The following is a 16,858-nucleotide window of genomic DNA, read 5'->3' as shown; positions in this document are numbered from 1 at the left end:
ATGTGTCTGAAATGAAGTGAAAACCTATGGGGAGCCCCCGGTAATGCTGTCTGATGATAGGCCAACCGATCCGGCGTGGCTCCCCATCTTTTCAAAAAAGGAGCACTTTATGGGAAATGCGTTTGGAATGATCCCCGGCTTGGAACCGGACGAATGGAGCAATGACGCCTGCCGTGGTTATGTCATTATGGCAATGGAGGACTGCGGATTTTCAAAGAAGGATATACGGCGTGTTGTGGGGCAGCTTTATGAAGTATTCGACCTCAACAGCGTGGAGGACGCCAAAGAAAAGTACCTTTCCAGTCCTTACTGACCTCGGGCCACATTGACCCGAAGTGGAGAAAGCTCAAAGGGCGGCACCTGCTGGGTGCCGTCTTTTGACATTTCCCCACGGGACAAGTGGGAAAGGCTGGCATATACACGCACTTTCGCAAAGGAGGTTTTCAATGACGCAAGCTGTCACTTATGAACGAGAAACAAAGTCTGTCGCATTTCAAGGGAAGATCATTGTGCTGGAAAGCCTCACGCCGGTACTTCCCCCGAAGGAGAAAGAACAGCGCAAAAAAGAAATTGAGCGTTGTCTTTACGAGGTGTTCAGCAAATATGGGGACAGATTTCCCTAATCATTCGCAACATTGTTGTCCGGGGCTGCTGATGGTATAATATAGTTGTAAGGTTGGTAGCTCCATTCCAACAAGGAAAGGAGCCCAATATGGAATTTATCAGAGAAGATTGTATTTACGCAAGACAATCAGTAGACCGCAAGGACAGTATCAGCATTGAAAGTCAGGTCGACTTTTGCAAGTATGAATTGAAAGGTGGGAGCTGCCGGGTATTCAAGGACAAAGGCTATTCCGGTAAGAATACGGACAGGCCGGAGTTTCAAAAGCTGCTGGGCGAGATCCGCAAGGGAAAGGTCCGGCGGGTCATCGTGTACAAGCTGGACCGTATAAGCCGCTCTATTCTGGACTTTGCAACGATGATGGAGCTGTTTCAAGAGTATGATGTGGAGTTTGTATCATCCACAGAAAAGTTTGATACTTCGACCCCGATGGGCCGGGCCATGCTGAATATCTGCATTGTATTCGCCCAGCTTGAACGTGAGACAATTCAGAAGCGTGTCACAGACGCCTACTATTCCCGGTGTCTGAAAGGCTTCCACATGAGCGGACAGGCACCATACGGTTATCAGTTAGAGCCTACTGTGGTAGAGGGTATCCGCACAAAGAAAATGGTTGCCGACCCCATAGCCGCCGACCATGTACGGCTGATGTTTGAAATGTACGCTGAACCGGAAACCTCCTTCGGAGATATTACCCGATACTTCGAGGAACATGACATAAAAATTTATGGAAAATCCATGTTCCGTACATTTCTTTCCCAGCTTTTAAGAAACCCCGTTTACGCACAGGCCGATTTGGAGCTGTACGAATTTTTCAAGAGTCAGGGCGCAGCGATTGTCAATGACGCTTCCGACTTTGCCGGAACAAACGGCTGCTATCTCTATCAGGGGCGGGATGTGAAGGAGGACAAGGACAGGTGCTTAAAAGACCAGATACTTGTTATCGCTCCCCACGAAGCACTCATTTCCTCTGACACATGGCTTAAATGCCGGAAAAAACTTATGGCAAATACCACATTCCAGCAGGGACGGAAACCGAAAAATACTTGGCTGGCCGGAAAAGTCAAATGCGGGCATTGTGGGTATGCTCTGAAAGCCACCCATGTACCAAACAGCACCGGATATTTCCGCTGTACCAAACGGACGGAAAACAAAGGCTGTCCGGGCTGCGGGAAAATCCGCAAAGAAGAATTTGAGCAATTCATTTTCTCGGCCATGCAGGAGAAGTTCAAAGACTTTCAGATACTCCACGGCAGGAAGGAAAAAGTCAATCCGAAGCTGACCGCCTATCAAGTGGAGCTGGCACAGGTGGAGGCAGAAATTGAAAAGCTGCTGGATATGCTGACCGGAGCCAATGCGACCTTGCTTGCCTACGCCAACAAAAAAATTGAAGAACTGGACACCCGACGCCAGACCATTTCAAAGGCAATCGCCGAATTGAGCGTTGAAACCATATCTCCCCAGCAGATAAAGAAGTTATCCTATTATCTCGACAACTGGGACAGCATAGATTTTGACGACAAAAGAAAAGCCGCCGATGGTTTGATCTCTACGATCAAGGCCACCAGCGACCGTGTTCAGATAGAGTGGAAAATCTGACATTTCCGCTCTATCGCCCCTCATTTCTATTTTATCTTGTTTGTCCCCCTTGTACACCGATGTTTGCCAGAGTTTTGACCTGCGTCGGGTCAAGCCCCTTTGCCATGAGTTCCTTGTCGCTCAGTTTACTCAGTGCCTGCAACTGCTGGGTCGATTCATCCAATCCATTTTGAAGCTGCTCCGCAGAAACACCGCCCTGCTGCAAAGCCTTGGCAAAACTACCGGCATCATCGATCTGTTTTTGGCTGATAGAACCATTTGCAAGCATGACCTTTTCCAGCATCTGACTATAAAAGTCAGCACTGTCGCCCAGTGCGGTGCTCAACTGCTGCCAGCCACTGTTCAGACCGCCCTCCAGCACCGTATTACGGGCTTCGGACGACTTGTTGATCAGGTCTGAAAACACATCACTGAACTTTGTAAAAAGCTCCTTTGCCTCTTCAAAGTCACCGATAACAGTCTGCCAAGTCTGGGTCCAGCCGGACTGCAATGCCTCTGCCAAGGTATCTTTCAGCTGACTGAAAGTTTTAACCTTCGTTGCAGCATCGTTTGCAGTCTTGCCCATCTCCATGATTTTCTTGATTTGCTCATCGGTATAGCCGATGGATTTCAAGGTTTCCTCATTGAGATCGCCGGTGAATTTCTGAAGCGTCTCGGTCAGAATAGAAGAGGTCAGCCATCCCTTGGACAAGGTTTCGCGGAAGGAGCCTTCTTTTGCAATCATGCTGTCAATAGCAACACCATGCACACGAGCCGTTTCTTTCAGCGCGTCTTGGAATACCTGACCACCCATGCCTGCGTTGACCACAGAGTTCCAGTCCTGCAACTTCACAGTACCAGAAGCCAGTGCCTGAGAAAGCTGGTACATGGCCGTACTGGCCTGCTGACTTGTCGAACCGGATACAGCTGCAAGGTTTGCAATACCCTTGATAGCTGCAACTGATGTGTCCAGATCAACGCCTGCTGCTGTAAATGTACCAATATTACGGGTCATTTCCGTAAAATTGTAGATCGTCAAGTCAGCGTAGTGGTTCAGTTCGTCCAACGCAGCATTGACCTGGTCCAACGTAGTACCTTTACTCGACGTGTTCGCCAGAATCGTCTGAACTGCATTGATCTGGGTTTCATATTCCTGAAAGCCACTAATAATGGGGTCAAGTGACAGAGCCTTTACGAGTCGTTCTCCGGTCGCGATGGCTTTGTTGGTAATGTTGGTCAGTGCCGTAACGGCAATTACATTAACGGCCGAAAACTTGCTCTCGATAGATTCCAGCGCTTTGGTCATTTCCGAAAAATCGACCTTTTGGGAGGCAGAGCTAATGCGCTCAAACCCTTTTTCTACGCCTTTGAACTGAAGTGACTGCTTCAGCTTTTCTAAGGTGCCCATGGTCTGTCGGGTGCCTCTCTCGAATTGCGCATTGTCAAATTGCATTTGAACAACACGCTCATCGACTTCCCTGCTCATTCTCTCTTTACCTCCTCCCATGCTCGCTGAGCGATTTTATCGAAAATCGGCTTCATCGCCGGATTGATATAGTCTGTTCCCTGCACATACCCGCCGTTTCGGGTGCCATGTCCGTATTGCAGAATTACCGCAATGGGCACACCGTCCACAATGTTTGAGTTCGACCATGTTATGGTGATAGAGCCTGTCCCCTTATGAACGGCGTAACTCCAGCTGTTTGCAGTTGTTCCGGTGTCCTTCGGCGTTGCCGCACGCAATGCTTCCACACCTTCCTGACCATACTGATTCAGGATTACATCCAAATTCAGTCTGTTGGCTCGTTTCAAAAAATCGCTCGTTCGCCTGAAATCACCTTTTTGTCGAAACATCACCACTTTTGGCATCATTTATCCCCTCGTACCAAATTCCTTCAGGCGTTTTTCATTCAATGCACGCTGTCTGCTAAGAGCCTCGCTTTTGCTCATCTTCTTAGGCGGCTTCCGTTCCTCGTTGCAAACTCGAATCAACGTGAATAGTCGGTTAAGATGCCACTTTTCGCATTCCAAGGGAATGTGGGCGGCAAACATACGCGCATAAATTGCCTCGCTTGTTAAGGCTTTTACTTTCACCTTAATCTTAGGGCGAGGCTTACTCTTCTGCGGTATTCTGGGCTCGCACGGTTTTGGCTCACCCGGAAACCAGGTTGCCGTCATCGGTTCGTCCATATATTTGTAAATGGCTGCCATGTTCGATTCTGTCAGTCGAAGATACACGCTCGGCTCAACACCTTGCGTAACCGTCATGCACCGAACATAATCGACCATCTGTTCCCTTGTCAGTGAATCGTTACCGAAAAAAGGAACATGCCACTTCATTTCCCATTTAGACAGGGAGACAAGCGAATGCTCTAACCGGAGCGTTACAGCGTTCAGCTGCACAAATTCCTGCGTTCGTGCATCCCAATATTCCTGTTTAGGAATTGTGATTTTCAGCATTCTGCCTGCCTCCCTGTGCTGTTAAATGTTAGCCGTTAGGCAGTGCGATAGGCGCATTGCCTGCAATCTGAGGTGCGGGTTCAGCCTTCGTAGGCTTGGTATCGCACAGACCATTGATAAAGGCAATTGCCTTCTCCGTATTGGTGACAAGCGACATATAGAAATCGCTATAGGCCTGAGTAGCCTCGAAATCTGCAAAGATCTCCGGGCTCTTCTCAAAGCGACGGCCGTCCTCGCTCTTCTTGCCGTAGGAAATGCGCAGAACATCCTGGAACAGCTTAACCAACTCCAGCTGGCTCTTGGCGTTCACGATCTTCTTGATGTACGCCTCCATGCCGCCCTCCTTGGAAAGCGACAGGTTCAGCACTTCTGCCTCAGTCAGATTGAAATAGAAGTCTTCGGTACGCTCGGTACCGCCAAAGTCCACATAGGTCAGAGTTTCGGTAATCATTTTTCTTTCTCCTTTGCAAAGTCGATTCCATTTTGAATGGATCAGGTGGTCATCAGCTTGATAACCTCATCCGGCAGCGGCAGATACGGGGTGGTGTTGGCAGTGCCGTACAGAATGTTCAGCAGCTTCTCCATCTTGGCCTGAGGCACCTTGGTGCTATCCAGCTCCATATGGGCGGTGGGCTTATAGCCAGTCACCTTGACAGGAGTGGTATCGCAGTCCCAGCTGAAGATTTCAGCGTCCGGGCTGTCATTGTAGGACTCATGGCTGCGTTCAGAAGGAGATGCAGTTGCGCCCCACACCAGATGCAGGGTAAAGCCCAGCTCATCATCTTCATCGCTGCCAATGAGGGTCTGCCAGGTCAGACCAAAGGGTTTACGCTTCTGCTGGCTGATGGTCACGCCAGGAGCCACCTCCGCGCTGCCGTCGCACTCGCCGAACTCAGGCGGATAGAAGTAGGCCTCCGGGGTGAAGTTATACTTCTCGCCTGCACGGATGCTGCCGTACTTGATGTTATCGGCCCACAGGTCGGTAGCATCAGCGCCATCCGGGCTCTCCTTGATTGTGGTAATGCCGTTCCACGCCACACCCTTGGGGTAAGCGCCCTTGTCCTGCTTATACAGAGCAACATTGCTAACACCCAGCTGGTACTTGCGCTCGCCGGTCTTATCCCATTCGATTTTTGCCATTCGAGTTTCCTCCTTTTTAGAAATAGATCGTTATAACGTCGTGGTACAGATTATCAGCCTTGTACGGCCGGTCATAGTGGCACTTAGCCATTTGCATAAGTGCTTTCGTTATTTTGGAATCCGGTCGTGAATCGATGACTGTCAGCTGATAAAAAATCCGCTGCAAATAAACTCTGTTATCGGCAGCGGCATTCTGTATTTTGGATTGTTCATAGCAGATACATGGGTAACTCATTCGCAGATTTGCCGGGGGTTGGTAGTACACATTCTCTTTACCGCACGCATCTTTTACGATTTGGCGCAAAATAGCGTCAAGTTTCTGCCGGGGTTCCGCCATTGTACAGTCCTCCCAGGGTAAGTGTCAGCCGCGGATAGTCGATCTGCACTTCTGTCACTTTCCATCTAGCACCCATAATCTCTGCATATTTGATGGAGTCAAAGTGCTTGTACAACGTCGGGTCGGCCAAAATGCTCAAAGTATTTGCGATGGTTAGGTCGTCATTTACTTTGTCGGCAGTCTGGACACGCCGGGTATTCTTTAAAAGCTCGCCATAGCAATCATGCTCGGTCACTTTTTCTTCAAAGATGCTCGGCTCCGTTTCAACTGTCTGCACCAGACCGATTTTTCCAAACCACTTGCTCATAGCATTTCACTCCATTTTGAAGTTAGATTATACTAACTTGATTTGCAAAAGAAATCAGGCCGTTGCGGAAGCTGCCCATGCCTGGGTCTTCACAGTCTCGCCTGCGGTCACGGTCACAACGCCGGTGGTACCAAAGGCAACGGGCAGCAGGTAGTTTGCGCCCTCGACGATGATCAGGCGGCCCTTCTGGAACGCATCCTTGATCTCAGCCTCGGTCACGGTCTTCTTGAACGCTGCATCAGCGTACAGCTTGTGGTCTGCAGTCTTGCCGTAGGCCATGTAGTTTGCAACATGCAGGTCATTGCCCTGCTCATAGAGCTTGTTCAGCATATCGTTTTGCCTCCTTATCAGACCTTGGAAGAGTTGGCGGCATCCATCTCGATGGCCATTGCGCCATACGGAGCGGTCATTGCGCCAGAGCAGCGGGTCTCGATCAGGTAGATCAGCTGGTTGTAGTCGACGTTGAAGTCATCGAACATGTTGACCTCGCCGCCCTTATCGGCACCCACAGTATAGTCGGCCAGATTGACCACGATGCCCAGCAGGTCGCCGCCCTTGGCACCCTTGCGGCCTTCCATGCGAGGAACAGTAACGATCTCCTTCACGCGCAGCTTCCGGGCCAGAGCAGCCTCGTCAGCGTACAGCTGATGGCCGATGCCGTCCTCCAGCAGCAGCATATCAGTCAGCACATCATCGGTGGTGTAGAAGGTCGGAGAGCCGGAGCCTTTATACTCCTTACGGGCCTTGATGATGGACTTGATGGTTGCCTTGGCCTTGGCATCCTCGTTTGCATTGGTACCGGGCTGAACGACGACCTTGATGGTGTAGAAATCATCATCGTTGAAGATGGGACGGATGTTCAGCTCGTTGATCTTATCATCGCTGGCATCGTCGCGGCCGTCACCGATCAGGAAAGCCATGCCAAGCTCCTCGTTCAGCTTGCCGCGCTGCTCCTTCTTGACAAAGCCGACCACATCCATGGTGGACATATCAACAATGTCGTCACGGTCGAAGCGCTGCTTCTTGTAAACGGTGGTCGGAGTGGTGGAACGCTTCAGCAGCTTGAACACCTGCTCCTTCTTGTAGTTACCCTTGATGTAGCCCTTGGCGCGAGCCTCATCCTCGGTCAGGTCAGCAAACATGACCTTGACGCGGGCAAACGGCACATGATGGACGCTGTTCATAACCTTGTCAACCCAGGTCTGGTCACGGTCCACAATGCGGGGTACCGTATCCAGATTGTGGTCATCCGGGAACAGGTAGTCCATGTTCTCGATGCTGTGGGCCAGCTCATCGCCGGTAATGCCTGCATCCAGGAAAGCATCGCGCAGAGTGCCGTGCTTGCTGGCAGTTGCGATAATGCCGTTGATGTCATCCAGACTGTGCTTCAGCACAGTGCCGCCGTTGTCGTTCTCAAAGCAGTGGTGCATAGTATTGTCCTCCTCACCATCACCCTTGTTGTCGCTCTCACCGCCCTTGCCTTCATCCAGGGCAGAGCCGATAATAGCGTAAACCACGTTCTTCTGTTCCTCCGTCAGGGTATCAAATACCTCCTTGACGGTCTTCTCGTTGGCATCAGCCATTTTGCTTTCTCCTTTCTTATCCTTGTCGGTTTCGCTGGAATCATCCGAATGCTCCAACGTTTCGTCCTCCAGCGGGTTATCATCCGGGTCCAGCCCATGCTTCAGGCTCAGACCAGAATCGGTATAAATATAGGCCTCGGAACTGTCTGTTTCGGAGCCATCTGCAGTGTGCTTTACGACTTCATCGATCAGGGCACCGGGGTTGCATCCGGCAATTACCAAGCTCAGTTCCTTGATCATACCGTGCATCACGGTTCGGCCTGTTTTCTGAATGCCGTTTGCGTAGATGGACATTGCGTCAATGTCACCGTTATCCACGCAGGCCTTGGCAGTCTGACCGCTGGATGTGTCGTTCAGCTTGACGTATGCGTACACGCCTTCCTTGCGGTTCTGCAGCAGTGCATGGCCCAGAACACTTTCGGGTGCGCTATGGTCATGGTTCCATACCACCGGAACCACCTTACCATCGCAGTCCTTGAACGCATTCGGCGCAATGGTCAGGCCATCAAAGCACTTCACATTGGCTTTGGTCGCCCAACCGGAAAAGTCATAATCGAAATTGATTGCCATTTTGAATTTTTCACACTCCTTCCTGCTGATCTGCATAGTCGTAACCCTGCTCGTCAGCATAAGTTTCTTCGCCCTACATGGGCATCTTCTTGTCAGCCGAGGCAATATTACGGTTTGCAAGCTGGTCGGACTTCGGGTCCTTCGAGGGCTTCATGCCAATCACCTGCCGGAACTCGTTCGGGGTCATGATCTCGTTGCGGGTGAACTTATCTGCCATCTCTGCAATCATGCTCACCGGTGCCAGACGGAACGGATCACGGAAGAACATGATGCTCTGACCCTGCGTCCGGGCAGTCTTTGTCAGGAACTTCCGCTTGAACTCATCTGCAATTGCCGATATGACTGGCTCAATGATGCGATTCATGTAGTTGTTCATCGTTTTCTCGTCCGCAGTACCATTCAGGATCTCCTGTGTCACACCCAATTGACTGTATACCATGTTCGTCAGGTATTCGATGGATTTCAGAATGTTGTTTTCGAGACTGCGATTCAACTGCACGATTCGCTCTGTGCCGTCCGTATAGGCAATGCCGTACTTGGAGCCGGAAAGTTGCTTTTCGATTTCAGCCCTGCGCTGTTCGGCCTGATCTCGGCGCGCCTGGCTCTTGATGACATAGGGCAGCTGAATGATCATGTCCAGCTTTCCGCTGCCAGCCTGTTCGTCCACCACATCCAGCAAAGCCAGTTTTCGCACCAGCTGCTGCATAGTGGAGTTCGGAGCATTCATGACTGCGTAAAACGGATTTTCAATCAGAGCCACCATCTTCTTCGGGAAGGTGATTTCTTCCTTCTGTCCAGTCAGCTCGTTGAACATCCGCACACGCACATGGTTCGGGTACCACTCCACAGGCACACCAACGCGCATGGAGTAGATTTCGTAGCTGTTGCTGTAGCGCGGGTCAAAGTTCGTTTTCTCTGGCACAACCGCTGCAACACCCTCTTCCAGAAAGGTCATCACGATGTCCTGAATCAGCCCTCGGCCGGTCTGGTCGGCATTAGCTTCAGTATTCAGGCAATAATTAAGGCCTGAATCAATAATCGAATCAAACCGATTATTTTCATCGAGCTTTACGTGGTTGATCGTAATGGATGCTGCATCCAGCGCGATGCGGTTATAGATGGCATTGATGATGGTGCGCTCACTCCCACGGGAAAAGCGCATCCGATCAGGGCGATAACTGTAGCCACCCCCATAATACCTGCTTCCGGGAGGGTCCCGGTTGAGAAAGGCATTCCAGGCGTGTTTCAGCCTGGAGCCAATGTTCATCTCCATTTTGAATTTTTCCTCCTTAACTCAAATAATCGCTCATCTTGCGTTCCATGTAAGCGGAGCACTCCGAAACCGTCTTGTTGCCCAGCTTGGAAACGTAGCCGATTGTGTTTGCTCCAACTTCTTTTGCAATTCGCTCGGCATTGTAGCGCATATACAGCTTGTCCACGACCTTCGGATTGGTCTCTGTCACCGATTGCAGGCGGACAGAATCTGTATCAAACACGATCATCGGGCGCTTTGCATGATAGCTGGAATAATCCTTGTCGTTATAATCCAGCAACGCATTGTAGCCTTTCTTACTCAGCTCCGCATAGAAACGGCTCTGTGCTGCCACTTCCTGTGCGTTATGGTTTGTCAGAGAAAGGTTTAGAGCTTTATAGATAGCCACTTTTTCAGAAGCCGTCAGCGTAGTGGGGTCTTTCTTCAACGCATTCTCAGCTTGCTTAAAAAGCACCTGCTGGGTGGGTCTGCGCATCTTCTCTTTGGAATCCGCTATGGATGCTTCAAGATTCTGCTTGAACTCTTTCTCTTTCAGCAGTCTAGCCGTAATATCACTTGCGTTCTCATCAGAAGGCACCTTCAGCTTCTTGACTGTTTCCAGTTTCAGCTGATAGACCTTCATGCTGTTGGCTTTATCGCGTAAAGCGGTGGCCGTTACTAAGTCAGCTTCGCTGCCGGAAGCGTTCGCCTGCTTTTCTGCCTGTTTGGCATCGTAATTGGCTCGTGTCATCAGATTCTTTCCGAAGAGCCCCATGTACTTATCACTGTCAGCCTTCTTATAGGTGGCGTAGAACGCGAAATTCTCGAAGTCCTTGGAAGTCTGAATCCGAGAGAAAGTTGTGCCCTTCTTCAGGTATCCGTCAACATACTGCCGACCCGTCACCTGTGTGCGAGCAGTATTCACACAGTCTTTTACTCGCATCTCCATTGTGGATGCCATGCGCTCCATTCGGCTTGCGTTCTGACTTACACCATAACGCTTCCGTCCTGCCGGGGTATACGTGCCGTCAGCATACTGGTAACGCCTTACGCCCCACTTCTGGCCTTTGATGCCGTGGTGATACAATTCCATTTTGAATTACTCACCCCTCTCGCAACTTCTGAATTGCAAGAGCAATGCTTAACGCAGAACTGGTAATGGCGAGAACGCTTCCCGCAACCTCCAAAGTATCACTAACGGCTTCCCGGCCGGAATAGACCTTCTTCGGATTGAACATGTCATCGTACTGTTTCTCCAGCATGGCCCGATTGATTCGTTCCCGCATCTCCTGGTCGGTCATCTTGCTTAAATCCATCTTTTCTGTCCTGCGAGACTGAATCTTCATGGACTTGTCGCTCAGTGTTTTCAGGTTACCTGCCATTTGGCTGCCAGCATCTGCGACAGATTTTGCCCGTTCACGATCTTCACGAACCCAGCGATTCGGATCTTGCAAAGCATCCGCAGGCAGCTTATTATCTTTTTTCTTTTTGTCATTGGTCGTTACATCCCTGTCGTACCGTTTCTTGCCTGCATCCGTCAGGCTACCATTGGCATTCTGGTAACGCCGAACGCCCCATTTCATACCTTTGACGCCCCAGTGCCAAATCTGATTATTATAATACAAGCTTCATCCTCCTTCTTTATAAGTATTGCAAACATACCCCCCCCCCGTGTTATACTGGGCTATCCGCTTGTTTTTATGTGTGGAGGAGGTCTGAAACTATGTCTGATTCTCAACTGCGTCCCGCAGATTTCAATTGCGAGATTGCGCCTTGTGAAACCCATCCCGATTTCGATGACTCAACCCGTTTTAAAAAGGTCGAGTTTCCAGAGCAGGCAGGGCTTGCTGCCAATTCGTTATTGCAACTGATTCCTGCGCAAGCTGCGGCTGACGCTGTTTCCAGCACGTATGTTCTCCGTTTTCCAAAAGGCATCCATGGCACATTGTTGAACTTAAATCAGGGCGGTCAGTCCACAACTATGGTAGATGCCACCGGACATTTTGCAGGCACTGCTTCTCTGTATAAGGTCGATCCTGCAGCAGTTGCCGCTTTTCAGATGTTCAGTGTTGCTTCTTTTGCCACCGGACAGTATTTCCTCGCAGACATCAGTTCCAAGTTAACAGAAGTCAATCGAAAGCTGGATGACCTTCTGGTATTTCTTCAGGCTTCCAAACGCACGGAATTGCTGTCTGAACTTACATTTGTTAAGTATGCACTTGCAAACTTCTCGACCATCATGCTCAGTGAGCCGCAGCGCATGGCTACCATCGGCAACCTGCAACGTGCAAAAATCAAGGCTGTGGCTGACATGGAGTTCTACACGGAGCAGTTGGAAGATTCTGTTGGTGCAAAAACCAACGAAAATCAGGCCAGAACCGTATTGCAAAACAAACAGGGCATTGACCTTGCTTCCCAGCTGTATGCCATCAGTACCATTATGGAAGCTTACTATGCGCAAAATTGGAACAAGTCTTACCTTGCGAATATCAAAGCCGATGCGAAACCTTTGTTTGCTCTCAGTCAGAACCGCATGATTGGTGCGCTGAAAACCTTCTCTGATAAAATAAACAAGGAAATCGAAAGCAAAAAGAAAGGTCTGCTCAAAGGCGATGTGTCTGCAAGCGAGCACAAAATTCTGGAACTATCTGATGTATTGAATGCGCAGCCAGAGTCTCCGCTTCTTGTCTTGGTCAAGGATGCACTGGACAAGCCTTCTGCTCCTACGGAACTGTACCTTCGTCCGAACGGCGAAGTCTACCAAAAGGTCGTTTGATTTACTCAAACGCTTCTCGATTCATCTTCCATGCAATGTAGGCATCCATCATGGCAGCAACTGCATCAATCTTCTGGTCAGAACGACGCTTCAGCAGCTTGCGGTTACCGTTCGTGTCTTCCAGAGCAATGCAGTTGCCCATGGCAAATTGCATAAGAGCTTCATCAAAGAGTAGTTTCCGCTGTTCGCTCAGCTTCTTCAGTTCACCCAACGGTACACTCTCGGTCTTTGCGCCCTGAATGACCTTCTCTACACCAAACGGCGCATTCTCTGTACACCAGCGTTCTACAAAGTCCTTAGCATTATAAGGGTCATATCCAAAGCACCGGACATCATAGTCGTTCTGCTGAATGAAGTTATCGAGGTCATCATAGACCTGCATCATATCAAGCACCGTGCCATCAAACACCTGTAGTGTTCCTTCCTGCATGAACTGGTCGTACTTCTGGCGCATGGCCTGTGGGAGCTTCGACAGTGTATAAGAGGTAATGTAATCTCTGGTTTTCACGCCAAAGAAGCCGTTCGCCATTGGGAACAGAAATGTAAACGCACAGAAGTCATCACCCTGCGACAAGTCTGCGCCGAGAGCACAAGGCATCTGCCAGTAATCTCGGTGGCGATGTGGCAGGGTTTCTTCATACGGAAAGAAGTAGGTATACCCCTCCATAGGAATGTTAAAGCGCTTGGCCAGAATGTCGTTTCTGGAGCCAGGCGCTTTTTCTGCGCGTTCTACATCCAGCTGATACGTTTCGTAGCTGACAGTCTGTCCCAGATTTGGGTTTGCCTTCAGCCACATATCGGGGTTTGTAACTTCATCGATGGAATCCAACTTGTAGTACCAGATGGACACATGGGGGTTGATGTACTCCCCTTTCAGGATGTCCATTAACTCCATTTTGATTGTATCACCACAACCATTACGGACGGTGCCTTCTGAACTGGTAGCTACAATCAGGTAGTCCTCGTTCTTCGATGCACCCTGTTCAAGTGCACTGATGGGGTCTTCCCGAATGTCGCAGCTCAACCATTCGTCAACGGTAGCCACACGATCCCTTCGCCCCTGCAGCTTATCAATGGTCATCGGGCGTACTTCCAGCAGACTGTTTGTCAGGAAGTTCTCGATGCCCTTCTTGGTCGATGCCAGTTTCACTCGGTCTGCTTTTGCGCCAGTCGTGTTCTGTAAACTGCCCTCCGTCATGAACTTCAAAAGAGGTCCCTTCGACCGAGCCAGTGCTGTACGGATCGGTGAAAGGACCTCTTCTGCTTGTTTCATGGTGGGCGCGGTAGTGCATTGCTGGGTAGTTGATACATCCACCGTCAAAAAGTAGCTCTGAATGAATGCGTCGTACATGGTCTTGGCGGCACCGCGAGGAATGATAAGATACTGCTTCGTGATAAGCCGTTTCTTGATACGCTTTCGCTCATAGTGACCGCCATGTCCTCCGGGATTGGGCACATAGATACTGCGGTCCACAAAGTAGTACCAGCCAAATATCTCTTCTGCCCAAAGCTTGAAGGAATCCAGCAGTTTCAGGTCTCCGCCGTCAGTAAGGGTCAGTTCATTCTCGCAGAACTTGACAAAACCTTCCACTGCTTTGTCATCATAGTAGATGCCTGGGTTTGCAATCAGGTCATCAATCCGGTTCATCTCCATGGAGACTTCTCGGCATACCGGAATTTCACCCCGAATCACGGCCTCTCGAAACCGGCCATAATAAATCGGCGTGGCCGTGTTTGAAAGTGCCATCTTCTGGCCTCCTCAATTATCTTTGAACCAGATGTTTATCAAGATAACGTTTATACTCTGCATCGTATTCCTTTTTCGGATTACGAAGAAGGAGAAAGCTATCCTTAGTGTCAAGATTCAAGTCAAGAGTGGCATTAAACCGCTCTGCCTCTTTTTTAACTTTTTCCGCTGCTCTTTTTCCTTCTGATACAACCTGTTTGTCAATTGGGGAAAACCCACGTTTTCCAATTCGGCTCATCAGAGCATCCACTTTGGTACGTGCCTGCTTTTCATAGTATTTATTGTTATAAGAGTCCAGCGCAGAAATTCCCGTTGAATTAACTGTTTTAGACTGTTCGGCCAACTTTTGAGTATTTTTAATATTGTTATAGCTTTTTCGATATTTGCGCACTCCCTCTGGTGTCAGACTGCCATCAGCATTCCGGTAGCGCCGAACGCCCCATTTCATACCTTTGACGCCCCAGTGCCAAATTTCACAACTATTCATAATCATCACCCTTTATCATGCTCCACATTCAGCCGCCACTCCATTTCGGATGCGGTATTCTGCAGAGCCTCTTTGGTCACGCTGCTTTGTGGTACATCGAAGCCCAGCAGCCGCACCTTGACTGCCACATAGGCTTTCACGGCTTCCACCTTCACCGGGTCAGCAATGAACTGGTTCCAAGTAGCGCTTTTGTCGGAGATAAAAAAGCCCTCTTTCGGTCCTACCCCCATCTGGGAAAGGATCATTAGCACAGTGTTGATGTACATGATGATATCCGGGTCGAATGCCTCATAGTCTGCAGGCAGACCCAACAGCTTTTTTACAGAAGTGAGAATGCTGTCCATAGTTGCTCCTTAGTCCGGGATACACTTGTTGTCCCACTTCTTGTAGGCATCCAGATAAGTCTCGCCCTTATCACCATTGTGGGTGAGCTCATAGTACATGCCGTCGGATACGGTGGTGCTCACAAGCGCCTTCCAGTTCTGCAGAGTTTTGCTGAACCACACGATGAACACATCCTCCATCGTCAGCTTCTTGCCGTCAGTCACGTCCACATGGGCGTTAAAGTAGTCCACCACCAGTTGCTTTGCGCGGTTCATCATAGCTTCGTTGTTCATGTCATTTCCTCCATGGGCAGGTATCGCCCGGTCTTCGTTCTGTGAATACTGGCTCCAGAATGCTGTCATCCCCATAATGGATTGCCTTATGTGTTTGGTCGGATACACAAATCACATTATCAGGGTCAAGTAAGCACTCTCGATGCTCCAGTACATCTTCTTTTGTAATAGGGGTTATGTGGTGAATGATGATGCGTGGTCGAATAAGCCTTCCACCTCGGACAACCCAGTCAGTAATCTCGTGATCAGGAACACCAAGGTCACATCCCATGTCCCGAACAATAATTTTGTCACGGAACATCCTCCATTCTCTGGACTGGTAAAAATCTTGGTTCAGGTACCTGTCAAATCCAAATGTATCATGCCCAACAGCACCATGCAGTTGCAAATAATGGAACCGGTCTTCAAAGGTCGAATACTGACAAAGCTCAGAATATGTTCTCTGGTTCATCGTTATCTTCCACTCCGCCATATTCCCGCATTGCCTTGATTGCCTCCTTGTAAAGAAGGGCGTTATCTTTGGCTGCTTGAATAGCATCTGCTTTTGCATGAAGAAGTGTATTCTCTGCTTCCAGCTTTTTCTTCTCCAGTTCTGATTTGACCGTAGCCAGTTTCAGAAAATGAGTCGTTTCGGCTGAAGATGCCGTTCCTTCTCGCAATCGCTTCTCCACCAGATCCATTGCTAGGGAAATCATCTGGTTTTCTCGTACTTCTGGGGACAATGTTGGCCGCATGGGAGCCACGTCTTCAGAAGCAGCTTTCTTTGTCCTCATTTTTGTCATCCTTCTATTCTGTTTTGATTTGGTTTGCACTAGAATCTTGCCTGTTTCCCACACTTTTCAATGGCTTTTGTAAGAGTTTATGGGAGCCGGTTGTGGTGTCTTTCTAATCATTTGAAAGGAGAAGAAAAATGAACAAACGACAAATGGAGGTTGTTTGAAGAGAGCACCCTCCCATAAGCTCTTACAAAAACCACCGAGGCACAGTCTACACCCTGAAACCTCGGCAGTAGTTAAAACCCAATTCTCAATTTTCCCTCCGGGGAAAAATCAAAGACCGGCGCGATTTGGGGAGGGGGTGTATTTTTCAAGCACCCCCCCTATACCCCTTTTACGCTGTTTGCTCTCCAGGAGCATCATCTTTGATATCGAGTTTGAGCTTTTTGTAGATATTGAGCGGATCATTGGCCACGATTTGGTCGATAGCCTGCTCAATTTCATACGCATTTTCTGCGTCCGTGAGCTGGTCAGAGGTGTAAGCCATCCGCATCAGCAGCCCAGACGAGTTATAACCCTTGTCGGTGTCGAACCGATACCAGTCCTCAAACTGTTCATAAGGACTGTATGGGTTGTCAACAGTGGTTAAAAAGCATCGAATCATAG

The 16,858-nt window shown here is 49.4% G+C and carries 22 protein-coding genes; 4 read left to right on the top strand and 18 right to left on the bottom strand.

The features are described from left to right. Window positions 1-109 precede the first annotated feature (109 nt). From WMO44_RS04235 to WMO44_RS04225, 3 genes are all read left to right on the top strand, one after another. Window positions 110-313 carry a hypothetical protein gene (locus WMO44_RS04235; RefSeq protein ID WP_117851693.1) on the top strand — a complete coding sequence of 68 codons (204 nt, stop codon included), beginning with the start codon at window positions 110-112 and terminating at the stop codon, window positions 311-313. A gap of 133 nt (window positions 314-446) precedes the next feature. Beyond that, window positions 447-623, top strand: a complete 177-nt coding sequence (locus tag WMO44_RS04230) for a hypothetical protein (RefSeq protein ID WP_015553872.1) — start codon at window positions 447-449, stop codon at window positions 621-623. Between the two features lie 89 nt (window positions 624-712). Next, window positions 713-2,221 (top strand): recombinase family protein, encoded by a 1,509-nt coding sequence (locus WMO44_RS04225; RefSeq protein WP_071442700.1) that lies wholly within the window; start codon window positions 713-715, stop codon window positions 2,219-2,221. Between the two features lie 31 nt (window positions 2,222-2,252). Here the strand turns inward: WMO44_RS04225 and WMO44_RS04220 are convergent, their stop codons facing one another. The 11 genes from WMO44_RS04220 to WMO44_RS04170 all read right to left on the bottom strand — a co-directional run bounded on the left by WMO44_RS04220 (window position 2,253) and on the right by WMO44_RS04170 (window position 11,474). Further along, window positions 2,253-3,686, bottom strand: a complete 1,434-nt coding sequence (locus tag WMO44_RS04220; protein ID WP_349151867.1) for a tape measure protein — start codon at window positions 3,684-3,686, stop codon at window positions 2,253-2,255. Next, entirely contained in the window at window positions 3,683-4,072 is a 390-nt protein-coding gene (locus WMO44_RS04215; protein ID WP_349151866.1) for an HK97 gp10 family phage protein, read from the bottom strand. The genes WMO44_RS04220 and WMO44_RS04215 overlap by 4 nt, the downstream gene beginning before the upstream one ends. Next, window positions 4,073-4,660 carry a hypothetical protein gene (locus WMO44_RS04210; RefSeq protein ID WP_349151865.1) on the bottom strand — a complete coding sequence of 196 codons (588 nt, stop codon included), beginning with the start codon at window positions 4,658-4,660 and terminating at the stop codon, window positions 4,073-4,075. A 28-nt stretch (window positions 4,661-4,688) separates the two neighbouring features. Continuing rightward, window positions 4,689-5,111 (bottom strand): hypothetical protein, encoded by a 423-nt coding sequence (locus tag WMO44_RS04205; protein ID WP_349151864.1) that lies wholly within the window; start codon window positions 5,109-5,111, stop codon window positions 4,689-4,691. Window positions 5,112-5,152: 41 nt separating this feature from the next. Then, entirely contained in the window at window positions 5,153-5,800 is a 648-nt protein-coding gene (locus tag WMO44_RS04200) for a hypothetical protein (protein WP_349151863.1), read from the bottom strand. A gap of 311 nt (window positions 5,801-6,111) precedes the next feature. Continuing rightward, complete coding sequence (locus tag WMO44_RS04195; RefSeq protein ID WP_349151862.1) at window positions 6,112-6,444, bottom strand: DUF7253 family protein; 333 nt, start codon at window positions 6,442-6,444, stop codon at window positions 6,112-6,114. 54 nt (window positions 6,445-6,498) lie between these two features. Continuing rightward, entirely contained in the window at window positions 6,499-6,774 is a 276-nt protein-coding gene (locus WMO44_RS04190; RefSeq protein WP_349151861.1) for a hypothetical protein, read from the bottom strand. A gap of 17 nt (window positions 6,775-6,791) precedes the next feature. Continuing rightward, window positions 6,792-8,597 (bottom strand): HK97 family phage prohead protease, encoded by a 1,806-nt coding sequence (locus tag WMO44_RS04185; protein ID WP_349151860.1) that lies wholly within the window; start codon window positions 8,595-8,597, stop codon window positions 6,792-6,794. 73 nt (window positions 8,598-8,670) lie between these two features. Beyond that, window positions 8,671-9,870: a phage portal protein gene (locus tag WMO44_RS04180; protein ID WP_349151859.1), complete on the bottom strand. Its 1,200-nt coding sequence runs from the start codon at window positions 9,868-9,870 to the stop codon at window positions 8,671-8,673. A 16-nt stretch (window positions 9,871-9,886) separates the two neighbouring features. After that, window positions 9,887-10,942 carry a hypothetical protein gene (locus tag WMO44_RS04175; RefSeq protein ID WP_349151858.1) on the bottom strand — a complete coding sequence of 352 codons (1,056 nt, stop codon included), beginning with the start codon at window positions 10,940-10,942 and terminating at the stop codon, window positions 9,887-9,889. Window positions 10,943-10,952: 10 nt separating this feature from the next. Then, a complete protein-coding gene (locus tag WMO44_RS04170; protein WP_349151857.1) occupies window positions 10,953-11,474 on the bottom strand; it encodes a DUF7211 domain-containing protein in 522 nt (173 codons plus the stop codon). 98 nt (window positions 11,475-11,572) lie between these two features. Between WMO44_RS04170 and WMO44_RS04165 the strand changes: the two genes are divergently transcribed. Further along, window positions 11,573-12,625, top strand: coding sequence for a hypothetical protein (locus WMO44_RS04165; RefSeq protein WP_349151856.1), 1,053 nt, complete (start codon window positions 11,573-11,575; stop codon window positions 12,623-12,625). Between the two features lies 1 nt (window position 12,626). Here the strand turns inward: WMO44_RS04165 and WMO44_RS04160 are convergent, their stop codons facing one another. The 7 genes from WMO44_RS04160 to WMO44_RS04130 all read right to left on the bottom strand — a co-directional run bounded on the left by WMO44_RS04160 (window position 12,627) and on the right by WMO44_RS04130 (window position 16,856). Further along, window positions 12,627-14,372 (bottom strand): terminase TerL endonuclease subunit, encoded by a 1,746-nt coding sequence (locus WMO44_RS04160; RefSeq protein WP_349151855.1) that lies wholly within the window; start codon window positions 14,370-14,372, stop codon window positions 12,627-12,629. A 16-nt stretch (window positions 14,373-14,388) separates the two neighbouring features. After that, window positions 14,389-14,865, bottom strand: a complete 477-nt coding sequence (locus WMO44_RS04155; RefSeq protein ID WP_435387726.1) for a DUF7211 domain-containing protein — start codon at window positions 14,863-14,865, stop codon at window positions 14,389-14,391. Then, on the bottom strand, window positions 14,865-15,203 hold the full coding sequence (locus WMO44_RS04150; protein ID WP_349151853.1) for a phage head-tail connector protein: 339 nt from the start codon (window positions 15,201-15,203) through the stop codon (window positions 14,865-14,867). Before WMO44_RS04150 ends, WMO44_RS04155 begins: the two co-directional genes overlap by 1 nt. Window positions 15,204-15,212: 9 nt before the next feature. Continuing rightward, the gene (locus tag WMO44_RS04145) at window positions 15,213-15,476 is read right to left on the bottom strand and encodes a DUF6275 family protein (protein ID WP_349151852.1); all 264 of its coding nucleotides are present in this window, start codon (window positions 15,474-15,476) and stop codon (window positions 15,213-15,215) included. Window position 15,477: 1 nt separating this feature from the next. Next, window positions 15,478-15,927, bottom strand: coding sequence for a hypothetical protein (locus WMO44_RS04140; protein WP_349151851.1), 450 nt, complete (start codon window positions 15,925-15,927; stop codon window positions 15,478-15,480). Then, entirely contained in the window at window positions 15,905-16,249 is a 345-nt protein-coding gene (locus tag WMO44_RS04135; protein ID WP_349151850.1) for a DUF4588 domain-containing protein, read from the bottom strand. Before WMO44_RS04135 ends, WMO44_RS04140 begins: the two co-directional genes overlap by 23 nt. A 337-nt stretch (window positions 16,250-16,586) precedes the next feature. Further along, complete coding sequence (locus tag WMO44_RS04130) at window positions 16,587-16,856, bottom strand: hypothetical protein (protein ID WP_349151849.1); 270 nt, start codon at window positions 16,854-16,856, stop codon at window positions 16,587-16,589. Window positions 16,857-16,858: the final 2 nt, after the last annotated feature.

Source organism: Faecalibacterium tardum, from assembly GCF_040096515.1.
Classification (GTDB): domain Bacteria; phylum Bacillota; class Clostridia; order Oscillospirales; family Ruminococcaceae; genus Faecalibacterium; species Faecalibacterium tardum.
The sequence above is the reverse complement of the archived record's forward strand: the minus strand, read 5'-3'. Positions and strand labels throughout refer to the sequence as shown.